At 65.8% G+C, this 19571-nt stretch carries 15 protein-coding genes; 12 read left to right on the top strand and 3 right to left on the bottom strand.

Annotated elements, in window-relative coordinates; genetic code table 11:
• Positions 1-16: 16 nt before the first annotated feature.
• Positions 17-544, bottom strand: a complete 528-nt coding sequence (locus tag M0209_RS05285) for a hypothetical protein (protein WP_258887246.1) — start codon at positions 542-544, stop codon at positions 17-19.
• Entirely contained in the window at positions 538-2097 is a 1560-nt protein-coding gene (locus tag M0209_RS05280) for a YadA-like family protein (RefSeq protein WP_258887245.1), read from the bottom strand. Before M0209_RS05280 ends, M0209_RS05285 begins: the two co-directional genes overlap by 7 nt.
• A 196-nt stretch (positions 2098-2293) precedes the next feature.
• Between M0209_RS05280 and M0209_RS05275 the strand changes: the two genes are divergently transcribed.
• From M0209_RS05275 to M0209_RS05235, 9 genes are all read left to right on the top strand, one after another.
• Entirely contained in the window at positions 2294-3019 is a 726-nt protein-coding gene (locus M0209_RS05275; protein WP_258887244.1) for a LuxR C-terminal-related transcriptional regulator, read from the top strand.
• 103 nt (positions 3020-3122) lie between these two features.
• A complete protein-coding gene (locus M0209_RS05270) occupies positions 3123-5408 on the top strand; it encodes a PAS domain-containing sensor histidine kinase (RefSeq protein ID WP_258887243.1) in 2286 nt (761 codons plus the stop codon).
• 10 nt (positions 5409-5418) lie between these two features.
• Positions 5419-5865 (top strand): tRNA (adenosine(37)-N6)-threonylcarbamoyltransferase complex ATPase subunit type 1 TsaE, encoded by a 447-nt coding sequence (gene tsaE / locus M0209_RS05265; RefSeq protein ID WP_258887242.1) that lies wholly within the window; start codon positions 5419-5421, stop codon positions 5863-5865.
• Positions 5862-6839 carry an aminoglycoside phosphotransferase family protein gene (locus M0209_RS05260; RefSeq protein WP_258889572.1) on the top strand — a complete coding sequence of 326 codons (978 nt, stop codon included), beginning with the start codon at positions 5862-5864 and terminating at the stop codon, positions 6837-6839. Before tsaE ends, M0209_RS05260 begins: the two co-directional genes overlap by 4 nt.
• A complete protein-coding gene (locus M0209_RS05255) occupies positions 6836-7561 on the top strand; it encodes a nucleotidyltransferase family protein (RefSeq protein WP_258887241.1) in 726 nt (241 codons plus the stop codon). Before M0209_RS05260 ends, M0209_RS05255 begins: the two co-directional genes overlap by 4 nt.
• Positions 7554-10580 (top strand): double-strand break repair protein AddB, encoded by a 3027-nt coding sequence (gene addB, locus M0209_RS05250; protein ID WP_258887240.1) that lies wholly within the window; start codon positions 7554-7556, stop codon positions 10578-10580. The genes M0209_RS05255 and addB overlap by 8 nt, the downstream gene beginning before the upstream one ends.
• Entirely contained in the window at positions 10564-14010 is a 3447-nt protein-coding gene (addA, locus tag M0209_RS05245; RefSeq protein WP_258887239.1) for a double-strand break repair helicase AddA, read from the top strand. The genes addB and addA overlap by 17 nt, the downstream gene beginning before the upstream one ends.
• 49 nt (positions 14011-14059) lie before the next feature.
• Positions 14060-14380, top strand: a complete 321-nt coding sequence (trxA, locus tag M0209_RS05240) for a thioredoxin TrxA (RefSeq protein WP_258887238.1) — start codon at positions 14060-14062, stop codon at positions 14378-14380.
• Between the two features lie 66 nt (positions 14381-14446).
• Positions 14447-14731, top strand: coding sequence for a virulence factor (locus tag M0209_RS05235; protein WP_258887237.1), 285 nt, complete (start codon positions 14447-14449; stop codon positions 14729-14731).
• Here M0209_RS05235 and argJ read toward each other — a convergent pair.
• A complete protein-coding gene (gene argJ / locus M0209_RS05230; protein WP_258889571.1) occupies positions 14728-15951 on the bottom strand; it encodes a bifunctional glutamate N-acetyltransferase/amino-acid acetyltransferase ArgJ in 1224 nt (407 codons plus the stop codon). The two genes, M0209_RS05235 and argJ, sit on opposite strands and share 4 nt — an antisense overlap.
• Positions 15952-16011: 60 nt before the next feature.
• Here argJ and M0209_RS17410 point away from each other — a divergent pair, with 60 nt between their 5' ends.
• From M0209_RS17410 to secA, 3 genes are all read left to right on the top strand, one after another.
• On the top strand, positions 16012-16395 hold the full coding sequence (locus M0209_RS17410) for an energy transducer TonB (protein ID WP_408988182.1): 384 nt from the start codon (positions 16012-16014) through the stop codon (positions 16393-16395).
• A gap of 39 nt (positions 16396-16434) precedes the next feature.
• Positions 16435-16728 carry a hypothetical protein gene (locus M0209_RS05225; protein ID WP_258887236.1) on the top strand — a complete coding sequence of 98 codons (294 nt, stop codon included), beginning with the start codon at positions 16435-16437 and terminating at the stop codon, positions 16726-16728.
• Positions 16729-16805: 77 nt separating this feature from the next.
• Positions 16806-19535 (top strand): preprotein translocase subunit SecA, encoded by a 2730-nt coding sequence (secA, locus tag M0209_RS05220; protein ID WP_258887235.1) that lies wholly within the window; start codon positions 16806-16808, stop codon positions 19533-19535.
• Positions 19536-19571: the final 36 nt, after the last annotated feature.

Raw genomic sequence — 19571 nt, 5'->3', positions numbered from 1 at the left:
GCGGGGCCGCTCGCGGCTACTTCCGCACTCCCGCTACAGGCTGTTCGTTGCCCATCGTGCTCGGCACGATCGACACGCCCAGCAACCGCCATTTGCCCTGCACCCATTGATAATAGAGCTCGAAAGTAATCGCGGTGGGGCGCAGGCCGAAATATCCCTGCACATACAACACCCCGGGCTGCACCAGTTTCGGCACACTACGGTACGTCGGGGCAAGCAGCAGCGTGTTCGATAAATCCGTACCGCTCGCGCGCAGGCTCGCGAAAATCTGGGTCAACTTGGCCGGATCGTTGGCGATCTGGAAACTCGGCGAGGCCAGATCGCGCAGCACCGAATAATTGCCCGATTGGTTGGCGTGATCGACCGCCGCCATCGTCGTCCACACCAGCTTGACGATTTCGAGTTCGCCGGGGATCGGTACAGCCGAGATTGCGGGCGGGGACGCGGGCGGCGGGGTCGCCGGTGCAGGCTGTTGGGCCTGCACCGGTATGGCCGCAATCATCAACGCCGCAGCCCCGAACAGGCGTGCGGCGCGGCTTACCACGCGATCTGGAACCCGCCGCGTGCGCCGACTTCGCCGCTGTTGAAGCCGACGCCGATGCCCGCCGAGACCGAGGCGTTGGCGCCCACCCGCGCGGTGATCGCGGTCGTCGCGGCCGTCCGGTCCTTATAATAACCGATCCCGCCCGACAACGCGAACTTGGTCCCTTCGGGCAGCGAGGGCGACTGCATCGCCAGCGCCATCGCGACGCCTTCATACGCCTTTTGCACGCCGACGCGGTTGGCTTCGGTTTGGGTCTGAAGCGTTGCGATCTGGCTGGTATGCGTCGAGGTAAGGGTCTGCAGCGACGTAATCTGGCCGGTTTGCGTTGTGGTCAGGGTCTGGAGCGCCGCTATCGCAGTGTTTTGCGTAGCGTTCACGCCTTCAACTGCCGTCAGTCTGGTGTCCTGCGCGGTGTTGACCGCCTGAATCGCCGCAATCGCCGGACGAATGGTTGCATCGCGCCCAACTGTTCCAGTGCTGTCGACCGTCATGACGTCGGTTACACCCACCTGCGCCGCCGTGCTGGCGGCGATATCGCCGATCGTCACCGAACTGCCCGCGCTGCCGAGGACAACCTGGTTGGCGCGCGTGGTCGTCGCCCCAAAGCCGAGCGCGGTCGAGCCGTCGAACGCAGCATTGGCGTTCTTGCCGACGGCAGTGGCATTCGCCCCCCCGGCGACGGCCTGATGCCCTGCTGCGAGGCTCACGTTGCCGGTCGCGCGTGCCTGCCAGCCGAACGCCTGCGCGCCCCGCCCGGAGGCGACCGACTCGCCGCCGACTGCGGTCGAATGGAAGCCTGAGGCATTTGCCTGATCGCCGATCGCCACGGCGTCCTCATCGGTTGCGCGGGCAAGATTGCCGACTGCAACTGCCGTCCCCAGCGAGGCGGCATTGGCTGTCGCCGTCGTGGCGCTCGTCCCGATGGCGACCGAGTTAAGGGTCGAGGAACGTGAACTGAAGCCGATCGCGATAGTGCCCACGCCCGTGGCTTGCGCGTCGTTCCCGTTGGCCGTGGAGTTAAGAGCGGAAGCACGCGCGTTGGTCCCCGTCGCCGTGCCATTATTTCCGGTGGCGCTCGCACCCAGACCGGTCGCGGTGCTGTTCGTGCCGCTGGCAAAGGCGAGGACGCCGAACGCTTGGGCGCCTGCACCTGTAGCGGTCGAGTTCGACCCGATCGCGCTGCTGTTTGCGCCGCTGGCAATGGCAAGTTCGCCGAATGCCGAAGTGAATGTGTCCGATGCCGTCGAGAACGCCCCAACCGCCGTGCTCGCAAGTCCCGACGATACCGCAGCCGAACCAACCGCAGTACCGAAACCGCCAGCCGAGGCGGCACCCGCACCTACTGCCGTGTCGTTGGTGCCCGGACCCGTGGTCGATCCGGTGCCGCATTCTGTCGAAGCTGCAGCCGGGCCGTTGACGCATCCAGGTGTCGGTCCCGCCAGCGCGGGCGTGGCAAAGGCGAGTGCCGCGCCGCCGACGGTCAGCATCAACACGTGGCGCACCGAAAGGCAGGTGACGGGCACTCGGATGTGAGAATCATATACGATTTGCATCAGGTATCTCCCTGTCAAATATGTGAATCCCCTGCGCCGGTGCGTAGTCTCAGCGTCAAGCCGACAGTCTGGCGCGACGAGCGAGAGGGCGACACCTCCCGGATCCGACAGGTTGACTATCCTGGAACAGAACGATTTCGAATCTTGAATAAACGTGAAATCCGTGCATGATCGCCGAGCTTGCTGGAGACTGCCGATGCTTGCACGCATCATGTCCCACGCCGAAAAGGCCCTGTCTGCGGCGACGCCAAAGGCGGCGAGCGATGCCCTGTTCGACGCATTCAAGCCGCTGGGCGCGAGCTATCTCCAGACGCGGCATTACTATCGGCCCTCTTCGGTACTTACGCCCGAAACGCATTTCGCGGCCGGGGGTGTCATCACCCGCGTCGCGCCGGATGCCTGGCCGGGAAGCGCGGCTTACAACTATATCTGTTTCGACCAGAATCCGCTCATTGCCGCGATCCGCGAAGGCCATACCCGCTACCGCTTCAGCGACTTTGCACCGCATGAGGACCCGGCCTACCGCACATATTGGGATGCGCTTGGCGAGGCCGGAATTTCCGAAGCGCTTTGCGCGACCTCTTATGGTGCCAACGGTGCGATCGCCTCGCTCCATCTCGGCTTCGACCATGCGGATTTCGACCCACGGGAGGCGATGGAGATCCAGCTGGCGGGCCTGATGCTTACCGAGCGGTTGATGGCCTTTCGACAGCCTGCACGCCCCCGCGAAACGCCGTTGACCCCGCGCGAACGCGACTGCATCGCGCTCGTCGCCGACGGCAAGACCGATTGGGAGATTTCGGTCATCTTGTCGGTTTCGGAATCGACTGCCCGCTTCCACGTCGACAACGCCCGCCGCAAGCTGCACGCCGTCAACCGCGCGCAAGCCGTGGCGAAACTCGCGAATTTGCGGTTGATCTGACCCGGTGCGAAAAAGGGGCAATCGGCGGGCATAGCCCATTCGACATCTTTGCCCGATGCGGTAATGCCCGCCGCATAATGCCATTTCGCGCCCCGATTTCGACATGCTGACGCTGACGACCAATATGGCCGTGCTGATCGGCATCGTCATGGCGCTATGGCTCGGCGCGGCCACCTGGGCGATTATCACCGGCTTACAGCTGCGACGGCGCGCGGCGTTTGCCACGTCACAGGCGGACCGGCTGGCGGCATTGCTCGATACCACGCCTGCGCTGCCTGTCGTCGTCCGGGCGGACGGGCGGATCGAGGCACCAGAGCGGCTCGGTCAATGGCTAGGCCTGCCGCGTACGCCGGGGTTCGTGATCGATTTCCACACGCCCGCCGCCGGACTTACTGAAAGCGATGCGAACGAGTTGTCGCGCGATGTCGCCGCCGCACAACGCACCGGCGCGCGTTTCGTGCGGGCGGTGCGCGCCAGCGGATCGGGGCGGACGTTGCTGATGCGCGGCGGCCCGGCCCCGGCGGCACTCGGCGCATCGGGCAGCGTCATCTTCTGGGTTTTCGATGCTACCGAGAGCCAGACCGAAATCGGCGAACTCGCCGACGAGGTCGCCCGGCTCGAGCGCGCTTTCGCGGCATTGTCACAACTGATCGAGGCCGCGCCGGTGCCGATGTGGCATCGTGGCCCCGACTTGCGGCTGACTCTCGTCAACCGCGCCTATGTCGAGGCGGTCGATGCCGCGAGCGCCGAGGATGCAGTGGCCCGGGGACTCGAACTCGTCGAGGCGGTCGGCGGCCTGACGCCGATTGCCGCTGCCGACGCGGCGCGGGTGGCGGGCGCGGCGACCAGCCGCGACGTCCCTGCGACCATCGGCGGCAAGCGGCGCTCGATGCGCGTCGTGGATGTGCCGCTCGGGGCGTCGGGCGTGGCGGGTTATGCGCTCGACAATGACGAGCTCGACCGCTCGCGCGCCGAACTCCGTCGCTTTGCCGAGGCGCAGCGCGACACGCTCGACCGGTTGTCTGCGGGCGTCGCACAATTCGCCGCCGACCGGTCGCTCACCTTCAGCAACACGCCGTTCCAGTCGATCTTTGCGATGAAGCCCGAATGGCTGTCCGACCGGCCAGAATTCGACCGCGTGCTCGACCGGATGCGCGAGGCCGGCCGCGCACCCGAAGCCCGTGATTTCCCGGCGTGGCGCGCCGAACGCGCGGCGTGGTTCACCACCGATGCGGGGGCGGAGGAAAGCTGGCTGCTGCCCGACGGCACACACTTGCGCGTCGTCGCGCAACCGGTCCCCGACGGCGGCTTGATCGTGGTGTTCGAGGACCGCACCGAGCAACTGCAGCTCGCCAGCGCGCGCGACACGTTGCTACGCGTCCGCACGGCGACGTTCGACAATCTGTTCGAGGCGGTCGGCGTGTTCGGGGCCGACGGGCGGCTGACCTCGTGGAACAACCGTTTCCGCGACGTGTGGGGTTTCGACGAGGCAATGCTGTCGGCGCACCCGCGCGTCGATGCGCTGGTCGAGGCGGCGGCGGGCACGCTGACGACCCCGTCGCGCGCGGCGCTGATCCGCGACCTCGTCCGTGCCGCGACCATCGAGCGCAAGTCGCAGGGCGGACGCGTCGCGATGAAAGACGGGCGGCATTTCGAATTCGCCGCCGTGCCGTTGCCCGACGGCAATGCGCTGTTCACGATGCTCGACGTGACCGACAGCCGGCGGGTCGAGCGTGTCCTGCGCGACCGCGCCGAGGCCTATGAAGCGGCGGACAAGGTCAAGACAGCGTTCGTCGCAAATATGAGTTACGAATTGCGGACGCCGCTGACCTCGATCGGCGGCTTCGCGGAGATGCTCGACAAGGGCTATGCCGGCGACCTCACCGCCGAGGCGAAGCAATATGTCGAGGCGATCCTTGAATCGGTCGGCAAGCTCGGCTCGCTGGTCGACGACACGCTGCAACTGACGCAAAGCGACGCGGGGCTGGCGGCGGTGGACCGCGAGACGGTCGATCTGCTCCAGATGCTCGACCGTGCGGTCGCCGCGTCGGAGGATGTCGCGCTGGCCAAGGGTATCGATTTCGCGACCGACCTGCATGTCTCGGTCGGGCGGGTCGAGGGCGATGCGCGGCGGCTGTGCGAGGCGGTCGAGAAACTCTTGCTCCATGCCGTCGACGCGACTCCCCCCAAGGGCCGCGTCCTGCTCCACGCCAGCGGCACGACCGAGGGCGCGCTGATCGTGGTATCGGACAACGGCCCCGGCACCGACGACGGCGACACCCCCGCGCTCGCCGCGCCGCGCGATACGATCAAGGCGCACGGCGGCGCGCTGTCGGTGATGGCCGAAGCGGGGCAGGGGACGCTGGTGCGGATCGACCTTCCCCGATGAGCCTGGCGCGATGATCCGGCTGGGATCGCCGGATGAGACGCTGGCGTTCGGGGCTCGGCTCGGCGCGATGCTCGGCACGGGTGACGTCATGACGCTGAGCGGGCCGCTCGGCGCAGGCAAGACGGTCTTCGCGCGCGGCATCCTGGCGGGGCTCGGCCATCACGGCGATGTTCCCAGCCCGAGCTATCCGCTGGTTATTCCCTATGATCCGCCCGCGGTGCGGCTGCCGCTGCTCCACGTCGATCTCTACCGCCTCGACAGCCCTGACGCGCTCGACGAACTCGGGCTCGATGAGGCGCGCTACGACGGCGCCCTCGTGATCGAATGGCCCGAGCGGATGGGGGCGCGCCTCTGGCCCGATGTCCTCGCCCTGACGCTCGCCGCGCACAAAGACGGTAGCCGTGCCTTGACAGCACAAGTGCCGCCCGCTTGGGGAGGCCGATGGCCGCCGAGATGATTCCGCCCGCTGCGGCACCCGATTTCCTGACCCGCGCAGGCTGGGGCAACGCCCGTATCGAGCCGCTGGCGGGCGATGCCTCGTTCCGCCGCTATTTCCGCGTGATCGAGCCATCGCGCCGTGCCGTCCTGATGGACGCGCCGCCTCCGCACGAAGATCCGCGCCCGTTCATCGGCATCGCGCGGCATTTGTGCGCGCTGGGGTTCGCCGCTCCCGCGATCCTGGCCGAAGATCTCGACCACGGCCTTGTGCTGCTGGAGGATTTCGGCGACGCCCGGATGCGCGAGATGGTCGATGCGGGCGATGTCGACGAGGCCGCGACCTATACGGCCACGGTTGCACTCCTCGCCGAACTCCACCGTCATCCGCCTGCAAATGTACCACCCTATTCGCGCAAGGAAATGCACCGCGAGGCGGGATTGCTGACAGAATGGCATTGCCCCGCCGTGGGCCTCACGGTGGATGCCGACGGCTATCACGTCGCGTGGGACACCGTGTTCGACCGCATTGACGACGTACCATCGGTGACGGTGCTGCGCGATTACCACGCCGAAAACATCATGCTGCGCGACGGACTTGAGGGGCATGCCCGCCTCGGCCTGCTCGATTTTCAGGACGCGCTGGTGGGCCACCCTGCCTATGATCTTGTCTCGATGCTTCAGGACGCGCGCCGCGACGTTCCCGAGGACATCGAAACGCAGATGCTGGTCGAATATCAGCGGCTCGCGCAACCCGGCACCGCGTTTCTCGACAGCTACGCCATTCTCGGCGCGCAGCGGAACGCCAAGATTATCGGCATCTTCACTCGTCTGTGGCAGCGCGACGGCAAGCCGCGCTACCTCGATTTCCTGCCGCGCGTCTGGGGCTATCTCGAGCGCGACCTCGCGCATCCGGCACTTGCCGAAGTAGCCGCGTGGTTCGACGCCAATATTCCGGCGGACAAGCGCGGCGGCTATCTGAAAGACCCCGCATGACCGGCGCGCCCGTCCCCAAAACCGCAATGGTCATGGCGGCGGGTCTCGGCAAACGGATGCGTCCGCTCACGGCGACACGTCCCAAGCCGCTGGTCGAGGTCGCGGGCGGTGCACTGATCGACCATGTCCTTGCCCGGCTCGCCGCAGCCGGTGTCGAGCGCGCCGTGGTCAATGTCCATTATCTGGCCGACGCGCTCGAAGCGCACCTCAAGCGCCACAACCACGGACTCGATATCGCGATTTCCGACGAGCGCGCCAAGCTGCTCGAAACCGGCGGCGGCCTGATCAAGGCGCTGCCGCTGATCGACGCCGACCCGTTCATTCAGGTCAACAGCGACAATTTCTGGGTCGACGGCCCGATCGATACTTTCGACCTGCTCGCCCAGCGCTGGAACGACGCGACAATGGACGCGCTGCTACTGCTCGTCCCGCTCGCGCGCGCCAATTGCCATGGCGGAAAGGGCGATTTTCATATGGACGCAGGCGGACTGATCTCGCGGCGCAAGGTCGGTCGCATCGCCCCGTTCGTGTGGACCGGCGTGCAAATGCTGTCGCAACGCCTGATCGCCGACCCGCCCGCCGACGCCTTTTCGACGAACGTATTCTGGGATCGCGCGATCGCGGCGGGGCGCTGTTACGGCGTCGTACATCAGGGGCTGTGGTTCGACGTCGGCAGCCCGCCCGCCATCGCCAAGACCGAAGCCATGTTGGCCGATGCCTGAGGCGCGCGGCCCCAAGGTTTTCTCCATCCCCGTCTACCGGTCGTTCGCTGACGCGTTGGTGACGGGCATTCTCGCCCAGCACGGCAAGGACCGCATGGCGCTGGCGCGCGGCATGATTCTGCTGCCCAACAACCGCGCGATCCGGGCCGTCACCGATGCGTTCGTGCGCCGCGCCGAAAGCGGCCTCTTGCTGCCGCGCATCGTCGCCATCGGCGACGCGGGCGAGGCCCCCGGTGTGGCGCTTGACGGCATCGACAGCGACGTTCCACCCGCCGTCGATCCGCTGACCCGCCGGATGATCCTTGCGCGACTGGTGCAGCAGGAACGCAGCCTGATCGGACAGAGGGTCGGCACGGCAGAGGCGGTGCGCCTCGCGACCGAACTCGGCAGCACCCTCGATGAACTGATTGCCGAGGATCGCACCCCTGCCGACTTGTGCGAACTCAGCGTTGGGCCGGACCTCGCCGGGCACTGGCAGAAATCGCTCGACCTGTTCGCCACCGTCATTACGCGCTGGCCCGAGGAACTGGCCAAGCTGGACCGCATCGACCTGCCCGAACGCCGCAACCGCCTGTTGCGCGGCCTCGCCAGCCGATGGCGCGACACCCCGCCCGATCATTTCGTCATCGCGGCGGGCGTGACAAGTGCGGCCAAGGCGATTGCCGATCTGCTCGCGGTCGTTGCGCGGTTACCGGACGGATCGGTCGTGTTGCCGGGACTCGACCTCGCCAGCCCCGACGCCGAATGGGATGCGATTGCGGGCGACGAGAACCGCGCCGCCATCGAAACCCATCCCCAGCATCACTTACGCCTGCTGCTCGACCGCATTCGCGTCACCCGCGCCGAGGTCGTTCGCTGGCGCTGGGGTGACGGCAAACCGCGCAAAGCGGTGCGGGGCAGGGCAGTCTCGAATGCGTTCGCCCCGGCACGCTTCACCAGCAAATGGATCGACCTCCCCGCGCCGCAGCGCAGCCTCAAGGGCGTTCGCCTCGCCACTTTCGCCGCGCCCGCCGATGAGGCGCAAGGTATCGCGATTGCGCTGCGCGAGGCGCTCGAGACGCCTGAACGCACTGCCGCGCTGATCACCCCGGACCGGGGTCTTGCAGGCCGCGTCGGCGCACATCTCCGGCGCTGGGGGATAGAGGCCGACGATTCGGCCGGACAACCCCTTGCCGCGATGCCGGTCGGCGTCCTTATTCAGGCCATTGCGGCGCTCGGCGTCGAACGCTTTGCGCCGACCGCCTTGCTCGCTGTTCTCAAACACCCGCTGGTCCGCAGCGGCGAGGCGCGTTTGCCCTGGCTCGACGGCGTCCGCCGCCTCGATCTCGCGCTGCGCGGGCCGCGACCTGCACCGGGGCTGGCGGGCCTCGCGGCATGGCTGCGTTCGGGCAACGACCGCGAACGCCCCGTCCGCGACCGCGCGACCATATGGTGGACCGAAACCGCGCCGCTGTTTGCCGATTTCGAAGCTGCCTTTGCTTGCCCGCGCGCCTCGTTCGGCGATCTGCTCGCGGCAATCCGCACCCTGCTAGAAATGCTCGGCGGCGAAGGCGTCTGGGCCGGACCCGCTGGCCGCTGCGCCGCCGACCTGTTCGCCGATCTGGAGGCCCGTCACGACCTCGGCCCCGCCGATTTCTCTCGCGACGACCTGCTCCCGCTTCTCCGCCAACTGCTCGGCGAAAAAGCCATCCGCCCGCCGCAGGGCGGCCATCCGCGCATCAGCATCTACGGCCTGATCGAGGCGCGGTTGCAACAGGCCGATTTGCTTGTGCTCGGCGGCCTCAACGAAGGCAGTTGGCCCCCCGCGACCGGCGCCGACCCGTGGCTTAGCCCCCGCGTTAGGCGCGAACTGGAACTGGCCGATCCCGAACGCCGCGTGGGCCTTGCCGCGCATGATCTGGCAGTGGCACTCGGTGCAGGCGAAGTCCTGCTGACCCGCGCCATCCGCGATGCCCGCTCGGCGACGATTGCCTCGCGCTTCCTGTTGCGGCTGGAGGCGATGACGGGCGGCCTCGACAAGGACGAACGCCTGCCCGCGCTCGCCACTGCCATCGACGCCAACCCCGGCGCGCCGCAACCCGCGCACCGGCCCGCGCCGTCGCCGCCCGTCGCCGACCGCCCGCGCCGCATTTCCGTGACCGAGGTCGACCGGCTGAAGGCCGACCCGTACGCCTTTTACGCCCGAGCCATGCTCCGCCTGTCGCCGCTCGACGCGGTCGACGCCGACCCCGGACCGGCCTGGCGGGGCAGTGCGGTCCATGCCGTGCTCGACGCGTGGATGCGCGAGGACAAGCTCCACCCCGACAAGCTGCTTCCCCGCATCGCCGCGCTGCTCAACGAACCCGGCGTCCACCCCATCGTTCGCACGTTGTGGGAGCCGCGTCTGGTCGAGGCCTGCCAATGGGTCGCGGACCGCATCGCGACCCAACGCATCGAGGAGCGCCGCGAGCCGATCGTGTCGGAGGTGAAGGGCAAGGCCAATATCGCAGGCATCGACCTCAGCGGTATCGCCGACCGCATCGACCGGCTCGACGACGGCAGCCTCGCGGTTATCGATTACAAAACCGGCAGCGCACCGAGCGGCAAGTCCGTGGCGGCAGGCTATTCGATGCAACTCGGGCTCCTCGCGGCGATTGCGGAACGGGGCGGGTTCGATCTCAAGCCAAGCGGACAGGGGGCCGTGCCAGACCAAGTCCGGCCCGAACCTATGTGGGTCGAAGACTCGCCAGCCACGCCGACATCGGCAAACATCGGGCGACCACGGGTCAGCGAATTCGAATATTGGTCGCTCACCAAAAACGGCGACAGCTTCGGCAAAGCCTCATCGCCCGTCGGCGGGCGAGCGCCCATCGCCAAGGAGGATTTCGTCGCGCACGCCATCGCCATTTTTACCAAGGCAGCCGAAAACTGGCTGACAGGCGAAGCGCCTTTCAAGGCGAAGCTGCACCCCGAATACGCCCCTTACGAAGACTATGACCAGCTGATGCGGCGGGACGAGTGGTATGGCCGCGAAGACTGAGCCCTTTGCCGAGCTGCGTGGCACGCAGGCGGCTGCGTCGTCACCCGATGCCGATGTCTGGCTGTCGGCGTCGGCGGGGACGGGCAAGACCTATGTGCTCGCCGCGCGCGTCCTGCGGCTGTTGCTGCGCCCCGGTGTCCGCCCCGATTCGATCCTGTGCCTGACCTTCACCCGCGCGGGCGCGGCGGAAATGGCTGAGCGCGTCCACACCCGCCTCGCGTGGTGGGCGCGGCTCGACGACAAAGCGCTGAAACACGAATTGTTTGCGCTGGGCGAAAACGACGACCCTGAAGACGTGGCCCGCGCCCGGACCCTGTTCGCGTCGGTACTGGAGGCGCGCGGCGGTGGCTTGCGCGTGATGACGATACACGCGTTCTGCCAGACGTTGCTGGGCAGCTTTCCGCTGGAAGCGGGTCTCGCGCCCGGCTTTCGCGCCGTCGAAGGGCGCGAACAGGCGGCGCTGGCCTCGAACGTGCTCGGAGAGTTGGCTGAGAGAGCGGAACGCGATGGCGAGGTGAGGCTTATCACAGCTCTGCGCGCGCTCTCGCGACGATTGGGCGAGGCGGGGACGCAGAGCTTCCTGTTGCGCGCTGCAAAAAACGTCGAGGCGCTGGAGTCGCTGCCCGAGGGCATCGAGGCGGTCGTCCGCCGCGCGCTCGGTATTCCCGCCGATTTCTCTCCCAACGACGTGGTCGAGGCGTGCGAGGAAGACAATTTTGACCGCGACACGCTGTTCGACCTTGGCCAGGTGCTCGCCGACTGGGGCAAAACCGGCGAAAAACGCGCGACAATTATCTCCGACTGGTTCCACGGCGAACCCGCCCAACGCGCCGCCGAACTGGCCAAGCTACACCTCGTCTGGAACAAGGCCGACGGCGACCCGCGCACCGGCAAGGGGCAGGTGCCCACCGACCCGCGTTACGAGCCGCTCGCGGCGCGGATACGTGAGTGGTACGGGGCGTTGCTGGCGTTGCAACAAAAGGCGGCACTGGCGCAGGACATCGCCCACGGCCTCCACGCCGCACGCCGTTATGCGCGCGCCTATGCGGATGCGAAGAAGGCGGCGGGGCTGGTCGATTTCGACGATCTGATCGGGAAAGCCGTTGCGCTGCTCAAAGAGTCCGGAATGGGCGCATGGATCGCCTATAAGCTCGATCAGGCGACCGACCATATTCTCGTCGACGAGGCGCAGGACACCAACGAACGCCAGTGGGAGATCGTCAAGGCGCTGGCGGGCGAATTCTGGGCAGGCGAGGGCGCGCGGGCCGATGTACTGCGGACCCTGTTCACCGTCGGCGACTACAAACAGGCGATCTTCGGGTTTCAGGGCACCGATCCGCGCTTCTACGCCGATGCGGGCGAGGATTTCGAGGGTCGTGCCGCCGCCGCAGGGCGCGAACTGGCGCGGCTGTCGCTTGATCGCTCGTTCCGTTCGACGCCGCCGGTACTCGAGGTGGTCGATGCGCTGCTCGACGAGCTCGGCGAGGACGCATTCGGCGAACAAGCGCTCGACCGCCACGAGAGCGCCAAGGGCGGGGCAGGGAGCGTCACCCTGTTGCCCCCCGTCCGTGCACCCGAGGGCGAAGAGGAAGACGGCGAAGAGGGCTGGGTGCCGACTGCAACGCGCACGCTCGCTTCGCGTATCGCCGTGCAGGTCAAGGACTGGATCGCCGAAGGGCGGATGCTCGAAACTAAGAACAACGGTGAAGGTAAACCGCGTGGCGGACCGCTCACCGCCGGCGACGTCATGATCCTCGTCCGCAAGCGCAGCGACCTTGCCGCCTTGCTCGTGGCACGCCTGCAAAAAGAGGGCGTTCCCGTCGCGGGCGTGGACCGCTTGCGGCTCGCCTCGCCGCTGGCGGTCAAGGACTGCCTCGCCGCGCTGCGTTTCGCGGTACAGCCCGACGACGACCTGACTCTCGCGTCGTTGCTCGTCTCGCCGATCTGCGGCTGGACGCAGGAACAGCTATACGACGCGGCGCATGTGAAGCGGAGCGGGTCGCTGTGGGAGCACCTTCGCACCCATAGTTCCGAACAGTCCATAGCTATTCCCCGTAAGCTATTGACAATAGCAGACTATGTCTCGCCCTACATCTTTCTCGAAACAATGCTCTCCGGCGATATCGCCGCCCGCAAAAACCTGCTCCGCCGTCTCGGCAACGAAGCCGCCGACCCGATCGATGAACTGCTCAACGCCGCGCTCCAGTTCGAGCGCGAAGGCGTCGCAACTTTACAGGGCTTTCTCGACTGGTTCGACCGCGGGGAAGGCGAGATCGTGCGCGACGCTGGCGGGCAGGGCGATGCCGTCCGCGTGATGACCGTCCACGCGGCAAAGGGATTGCAGGCGCCGCTCGTCATCCTCGCCGATGCGACCGGCGACCCCGAGGCGGCAAACGACCGCGATTTCAGCTTTTTGATCGATGAACTGACCGAACCCGTTCCGCTGTTCCGGCCCAATGCCAAGGAGCGGCGGCTGGATATCAAGCTCGAAGCAATGGCTACACATCTGTCGGAACAGGACCGGCGCGAACATTGGCGTCTGCTCTACGTCGCCATGACTCGCGCGGAAGAGCAACTCGTCGTCGCCGGATCGCTTTCGCAGCGACAAAAAACCGTGCCCGAGGCAAGCTGGCATAGCGTTATCGAGCGCGCGATGATGCGAATGGGCGCGGCGCAGGTCGAAATTCCCGATTGGGGAAGCGCGCGGGTGCATGAAGTCGCGGGTCGCAGCATCACGAAACCTGCCAAAGTGGATGAGGCATCGCCGATCGTCACCCGCCCCGACTGGCTCGACCGTCCCGCGCCGCCCGAGGCTCGTCCGCCGCGCCCGCTCAGCCCGTCGTCGCTCGGGCCGGACACCGTCGCCGACCCGCCGCCGTCCGCCGTCATGCAGGCCGTTGCCGAGCGCGGCCGCCTGATCCACGCCTTGTTCGAGCGGTTGCCACAACTCGCGCCCGCAACACGCGCCACCGCTGCCGACCGCTGGCTCTTACGGTCGGCAGGGGTCGCGGAGCCTGCTGTCCGCGCCGACCTCACCGGCGCGGTACTCGACGTGCTCGACCACCCGGCCTGCGCGCACCTGTTCGGCCCCGACGGCCTGGCGGAAGTGCCGGTGGCGGGTGTCGTCGCGGGCGTGGTGATTTCAGGCACCGTCGACCGGTTGATCGTCGGCACGGACACCGTGGATATCGTCGATTTCAAGACCGGCCGCCGCGTACCTGCCGATGCAACCGCTGTGCCCGAAGCGTACAAGCGCCAGATGGCCGCCTATGTTGCGGTCCTGCGCGGCGTTTTCCCCGACCGCACCGTGCGCGCGGCGTTGCTCTACACGTCCGGTCCGCGCCTCATCGCGCTCAACGATGCCGACCTTGCGCCGCACAAGCCGGGCTTGCAGGCGGCACAGCAACTCTTGCCGTCACCAACCGGTTGAGTCCGGCGAACTTGGCCTTACTTAGAGTGACGACATTCAGGAGATTCCCATGGCTACCCTCAAGATCACCGACGACAGCTTCGCCACCGATGTGATCGCGGCGGGCGGCCCCGTGCTCGTCGATTTCTGGGCCGAATGGTGCGGCCCGTGCAAGATGATCGGGCCGAGCCTAGAAGAACTGTCCGACGAACTCGGCGAGCAAGTTACCATCGCCAAGCTCAACATCGACGAAAACCCCGACGCGCCGGGCAAATATGGCGTCCGCGGCATCCCGACGATGATCCTGTTCAAGAACGGCCAGCCCGCCGCGACCAAGGTGGGCGCGGCCCCCAAGGGGCAGTTGAAGGCTTGGCTTGAGAGCGAGCTTTAGGTAGCATTCCCCATGGCTGGCATCGGACATAATCGTACAAGCGGGAAACCAAGCTTAGGGGGAAGTATGTACGCAATTGTCTTTGATCTCGATACGCCGACACTTGAGGCGACTTATCCCAATCCCTCTTGGCGCAATGCTTATTCAGACGTTCGCAGAACGCTGGAACAGCGCGGCTTCGACTGGCAACAGGGATCGACCTATTTCGGCAACGATGCCGTAACTGCGGTGGACTGTGTGCTTGCCGTGCAGGAATTGAAGCGCGCCTATAACTGGTTCCAGCCCTCGGTACGCGATATTCGGATGTTACGGATTGAGGAAAACAACGACCTAGGACCGGCGCTCAACTAACTCCGATAGTCCGCATTGATCGAAATATAGCCATGCGTCAGATCGCACGTCCAAACGGTCGCGCGACCGGATCCGAGGCCCAGATCGACCGATATGTCGATGTCCGCCCCCTTCAGATGCGCGGCGACCGGCGCTTCGTCGTACCCCTCGACGACCAGCCCGTCGCGCGCCACTTCGACGCCGCCGAAGCTGATCGACAGCCGGTCGCGGTCGGCAGGTTCGCCAGCCTTCCCGACCGCCATCACGACGCGGCCCCAATTGGCGTCCTCGCCCGCGATCGCAGTCTTCACCAGCGGCGAATTGGCGATGCTCATCCCGATGCGGTGCGCGCTGGCGTCGCTCTCGGCACCGGTCACGCGTACTTCGATGAACTTCGTCGCACCTTCGCCGTCGCGCACCACGAGATGCGCGAGTTGGCGGCACAGGTCGGCCAGTGCCGCCTGAAACGCGTCAGCCCCGGCATCGTCGAACCCGGCCAGCGGCGCATTGCCTGCCTTGCCGGTCGCAAAGGCGAGTACCGTGTCGCTGGTCGAGGTGTCGCTATCGACCGTGATGCAACTGAACGTCGCCCGGTTGGCCGCGCTCAACATCGTCTGGAGGAAAGCCGGTTCGACCGCGGCATCGGTGAAGATGAATCCCAGCATTGTCGCCATGTCGGGCGCGATCATGCCGCTGCCCTTGATGAAGCCCACAAGGCTCACCGTCTGCCCGCCGATCACCGCGCGGGTCATCGCCGCCTTGGGAAAGGTATCGGTCGTGCCGATCGTGTTGGTCGCTTCCTCCCATGACGCGGGCGACGCGACGAACGCCGCGTCGAGTCCGGCTTCGGCCTTGGGAATGGGCAGCGCCGTGCCGATCACGCCGGTCGAGGCAACGAACACATCGGAGGGCTGGCACCCGAGATGCCCCGCGACCTTCGCCGCAATCGCCTCAACCGCCACCTTGCCGCGATTGCCCGTGAACGCATTGGCGTTGCCCGCATTGACGACCAGCGCGCGCGCCTGTCCGAGCGTCAGCGCCGCGCGGCACCATTCGACTTCGGGCGAGGGGCATTTGCTCTGCGTCGTCACGCCCGCGACGGTAGTGCCGGGGGCAAACTCGGCAAAAGTCAGGTCGCAGCGGCCCCAGTCCTTGTACCCCGCGCGGGCAACGCGGATCGTCACGCCGTCGAGGGGCGGCAGGTCGGGGAAGGGGGTGGCGAGGGGGGAACGGGCAGCTATCGACACAATTTGCTCTCGAGGGTAGCATCACTCAGTTTGTTGAGCTTTGCGGAATAACCTATGCTCCTCCCGTTACTACTTGCTCAGGCAACGGCAACGCCTGATCTCAAAATCCCAGCATTATCGTCGCCAAGGTTCACTTTGGCACCAGGAACAAAGACTGCCTGCGAACGTGGCGGACCCGTAGGGTCTTGGGTCAGCGACGCCGACTATCCCGCCGCAGCCCGTCGAAGCAATATGCAAGGCCTCGTTAGCTTCACGCTTGAGATATCTGAAAAGGGGTGTCCGGTTGCATGCACCGTCGATAACTCGTCGGGTTGGGAACTGCTAGACACCCACACATGCCAACTGATGCTCGTCCGAGCTAGGTTTAAGCCTGCCAAGAACGGCGGCTTGCCGATAACGGCAAAATGGAGCGGGAAGTTCAACTGGAATATGAAGTAGGCTTGGGCGAGGTCACGTTTTGCAATTCCACGCGTTAAGGTGGACGAAAGCGCCGCGCGCTATTACATGATCGTCACGATGCGTTTGCTGCTGCTCCTTTCTGCGTTCCTGACCGCCATGGTCGGTGTCGGCACACCTGCCGCCGCTGCCCCGCGTCCGGCGTGCGAGGTCTCGGCGACCGCCAGCGTGCGTGTCGAGCGTCAGGCACCGCGCCTCATGTCCGTTTCGCCCCGCACATTCGGGGCATCGGACCGCGTAAACTTCGGTCCGCTGGCGCGGCACAGCGCCCCCGTCCGGACGACCCCGCTCTATGCAGGGCGGCTGCGCGTCTAGCCTTTCGCGCACGTCAATCGCCGAAATCTCTTGCCCGCGCCACGCGCGGGTTCCCCTTATCATTACTGGAATTTCTCATGCTCGGTGGCGTCGCCAAAGCAATTTTCGGGTCGTCGAACGATCGTTACGTCAAATCCCTTGGCGGTCTTGTGTCCAAAATCGCGGGCTTCGAACCGACGATCTCGGCGATGACCGACGAAGAACTTGCGAACCAGACCGTGCTGTTCCGCGCGCGGCTCGACGAAGGCGCGACGCTCGACGACCTGCTTCCCGAAGCATTCGCCACCGTGCGCGAGGCGGCCAAGCGCGTGCTCGGCCAGCGGCATTATGACGTGCAGATGGTCGGCGGCATCGTCCTCCACCGCGGCGAGATCGCCGAGATGCGGACTGGTGAGGGCAAGACCCTCGTCGCGACGCTCGCGGTCTATCTCAACGCGCTGCCGGGCACGGGTGTCCACGTCGTCACCGTCAACGATTACCTCGCCCGCCGCGACGCCGAATGGATGGGACAGGTGTACAAGTTCCTGGGCCTCAGCGTCGGCGTCATCGTGCCCAACATCGGCGATCAGGAACGCCGCGACGCCTATGCGTCCGACATCACCTATGGCACCAACAACGAGTTCGGCTTCGATTATCTGCGCGACAATATGAAGTACGAGCGGACCGACATGGTCCAGCGCGCCTTCAGTTTCGCCGTGGTCGACGAAGTCGATTCGGTGCTGATCGACGAAGCCCGTACGCCGCTGATCATCTCCGGCCCCACCGACGACAAGTCCGAGCTGTACATGCAGGTCGACAAGCTCGTGAAGGAGCTGGTCCCCGACGATTACGAGCTCGACGAAAAGCAGAAATCGGTGATCCTGACCGAGGACGGCACCGAAAAGATGGAACGGATGCTCGAAGCAGCAGGGTTGCTCGAGGGCGATAACCTGTATGATTTCGAGAACACCCAGGTGGTCCACCACCTCAACCAGTCGCTGCGCGCCAACGTCATGTTCCGGAAAGACATCGACTACATCGTCAAGGACGGAAAGGTCGTCATCATCGACGAGTTCACCGGCCGCATGATGGACGGGCGGCGCTGGTCGGATGGCTTGCACCAGGCGGTCGAGGCCAAGGAAGGCGTCGAGATCGAGCCCGAAAACCAGACGATGGCCTCGATCACCTTCCAGAACTACTTCCGCATGTACCCCAAACTCGGCGGCATGACGGGCACGGCCGCGACCGAGGCGGCTGAGTTCCACCAGATCTACAAGATGAACGTCGTGACCATCCCGACGAACCTGCCCGTGGCGCGCGTCGACGAGGAAGATACGTTCTACAAGGACACCAACGACAAGTTTCAGGGCATTGCCAAGGCGATTGCCGAAAAGGCCGCTGCCGGTCAGCCGGTGCTGGTCGGCACCGTGTCGATCGAGAAATCCGAACTGCTCAGCGAATTCCTGACCGCCGAGGGTGTCGAGCACAAAGTGCTCAACGCCCGTTTCCACGAGCAGGAAGCCCATATCGTCGCGCAGGCCGGCAGTCTTGGCGCCGTGACCATCGCCACCAACATGGCGGGGCGCGGCACCGACATCCAGCTCGGCGGCAACGTCGAATTCCGGATCGAGGACGAACTGGGCGACATGCCCGACGGTCCGATGCGCGACGCCGCCATTGCCGAGATCAAGGCCGAGGTTGCCGAGAACAAGGCAAAGGTTATCGCCGCGGGCGGGCTGTTCGTGCTCGGCACCGAACGCCACGAAAGCCGCCGCATCGATAACCAGCTACGTGGCCGCTCGGGTCGGCAGGGCGATCCCGGCCTGTCGCGCTTCTATCTCTCGCTCGACGATGAGCTTTTGCGTATTTTCGGCCCCGACACGATGTTCGCGAAAATGATGCGCGCCAATCTGGAAGACGGCGAGGCGCTGCCGCCGTCGCGCTGGATGTCGAAGGCCATCGAAACCGCGCAGAAAAAGGTCGAGGCGCGCAACTACGACATTCGCAAGCAGGTCGTCGAATACGACGACGTCATGAACGACCAGCGAAAAGTCGTGTACGAACAGCGCGCGGACATCATGGATTCCGAAGCCGTCGATGACGTGGTGACCGACATGCGCGCGGAGACAGTCAACGGCCTGATCGCCGACGCCTGTCCGCCGAACAGCTATCCCGAACAATGGGATGTGGCGGCGCTGCACGACCGTGTCATCGAGACCTTCGGGCTCGACCTGCCGTTCGCCGACTGGGCACGGGAAGAGGGGATCGATCCCGAAGCGCTCGAAACGCGGCTGCAGGAAGCCGCCGACGCGACGATTGCCGCCAAGACCGAGGAGATCGGCAAGGAAACCTGGGGTACGGTCGAAAAGAGTGTGCTGCTCCAGAACCTCGACCATCACTGGAAGGAACATCTGGCAACGCTCGACGCGCTGCGCCAGGTCATCCATCTCCGCGCTTATGCCCAGAAGACGCCGATCAACGAATACAAGCAGGAGGCGTTCGCGCTGTTCGAGCGTATGTTACAACTGATCCGCGAGGACGTGACCAAATTGCTCGCCCACGCTCAGTTCATGGCCCCGCCCGAACTGCCGTCGATGCCCGATATCTTCACCAATCTCGATGCCTTCCCCGAAGCCGGGGCGTGGCCCGATACCGGCGCGTTCGGCAATTTCTCGAGCGGCGAGGCGGGCACTCTGACGATGGCAGCACCGACCGAAGCGATCCAGTTGGGCAGCGATCCGGCGTCGTGGGAAGGTAATGTCAGTCGCAATGCGAATTGCCCGTGTGGGTCGGGGAAGAAGTATAAGCATTGCCACGGGGCGCTCTAATTCCTCCCCGCAACGGGGAGGGGGACCGCGCAGCGG

This window comes from Sphingomonas sp. SUN039, from assembly GCF_024758725.1.
Lineage (GTDB): Bacteria > Pseudomonadota > Alphaproteobacteria > Sphingomonadales > Sphingomonadaceae > Sphingomonas_O.
The sequence above is the reverse complement of the archived record's forward strand: the minus strand, read 5'-3'. Positions and strand labels throughout refer to the sequence as shown.

Coding starts and splice junctions, on each gene's coding strand:
- M0209_RS05280 (WP_258887245.1), bottom strand. CDS start 2,097: ATGCAAATCGTATATGATTCTCACATCCGAGTGCCCGTCACCTGCCTT.
- M0209_RS05275 (WP_258887244.1), top strand. CDS start 2,294: ATGCTTGCACGCATCATGTCCCACGCCGAAAAGGCCCTGTCTGCGGCG.
- M0209_RS05270 (WP_258887243.1), top strand. CDS start 3,123: ATGCTGACGCTGACGACCAATATGGCCGTGCTGATCGGCATCGTCATG.
- tsaE (WP_258887242.1), top strand. CDS start 5,419: ATGATCCGGCTGGGATCGCCGGATGAGACGCTGGCGTTCGGGGCTCGG.
- M0209_RS05260 (WP_258889572.1), top strand. CDS start 5,862: ATGATTCCGCCCGCTGCGGCACCCGATTTCCTGACCCGCGCAGGCTGG.
- M0209_RS05255 (WP_258887241.1), top strand. CDS start 6,836: ATGACCGGCGCGCCCGTCCCCAAAACCGCAATGGTCATGGCGGCGGGT.
- addB (WP_258887240.1), top strand. CDS start 7,554: ATGCCTGAGGCGCGCGGCCCCAAGGTTTTCTCCATCCCCGTCTACCGG.
- addA (WP_258887239.1), top strand. CDS start 10,564: ATGGCCGCGAAGACTGAGCCCTTTGCCGAGCTGCGTGGCACGCAGGCG.
- trxA (WP_258887238.1), top strand. CDS start 14,060: ATGGCTACCCTCAAGATCACCGACGACAGCTTCGCCACCGATGTGATC.
- M0209_RS05235 (WP_258887237.1), top strand. CDS start 14,447: ATGTACGCAATTGTCTTTGATCTCGATACGCCGACACTTGAGGCGACT.
- M0209_RS17410 (WP_408988182.1), top strand. CDS start 16,012: ATGCTCCTCCCGTTACTACTTGCTCAGGCAACGGCAACGCCTGATCTC.
- secA (WP_258887235.1), top strand. CDS start 16,806: ATGCTCGGTGGCGTCGCCAAAGCAATTTTCGGGTCGTCGAACGATCGT.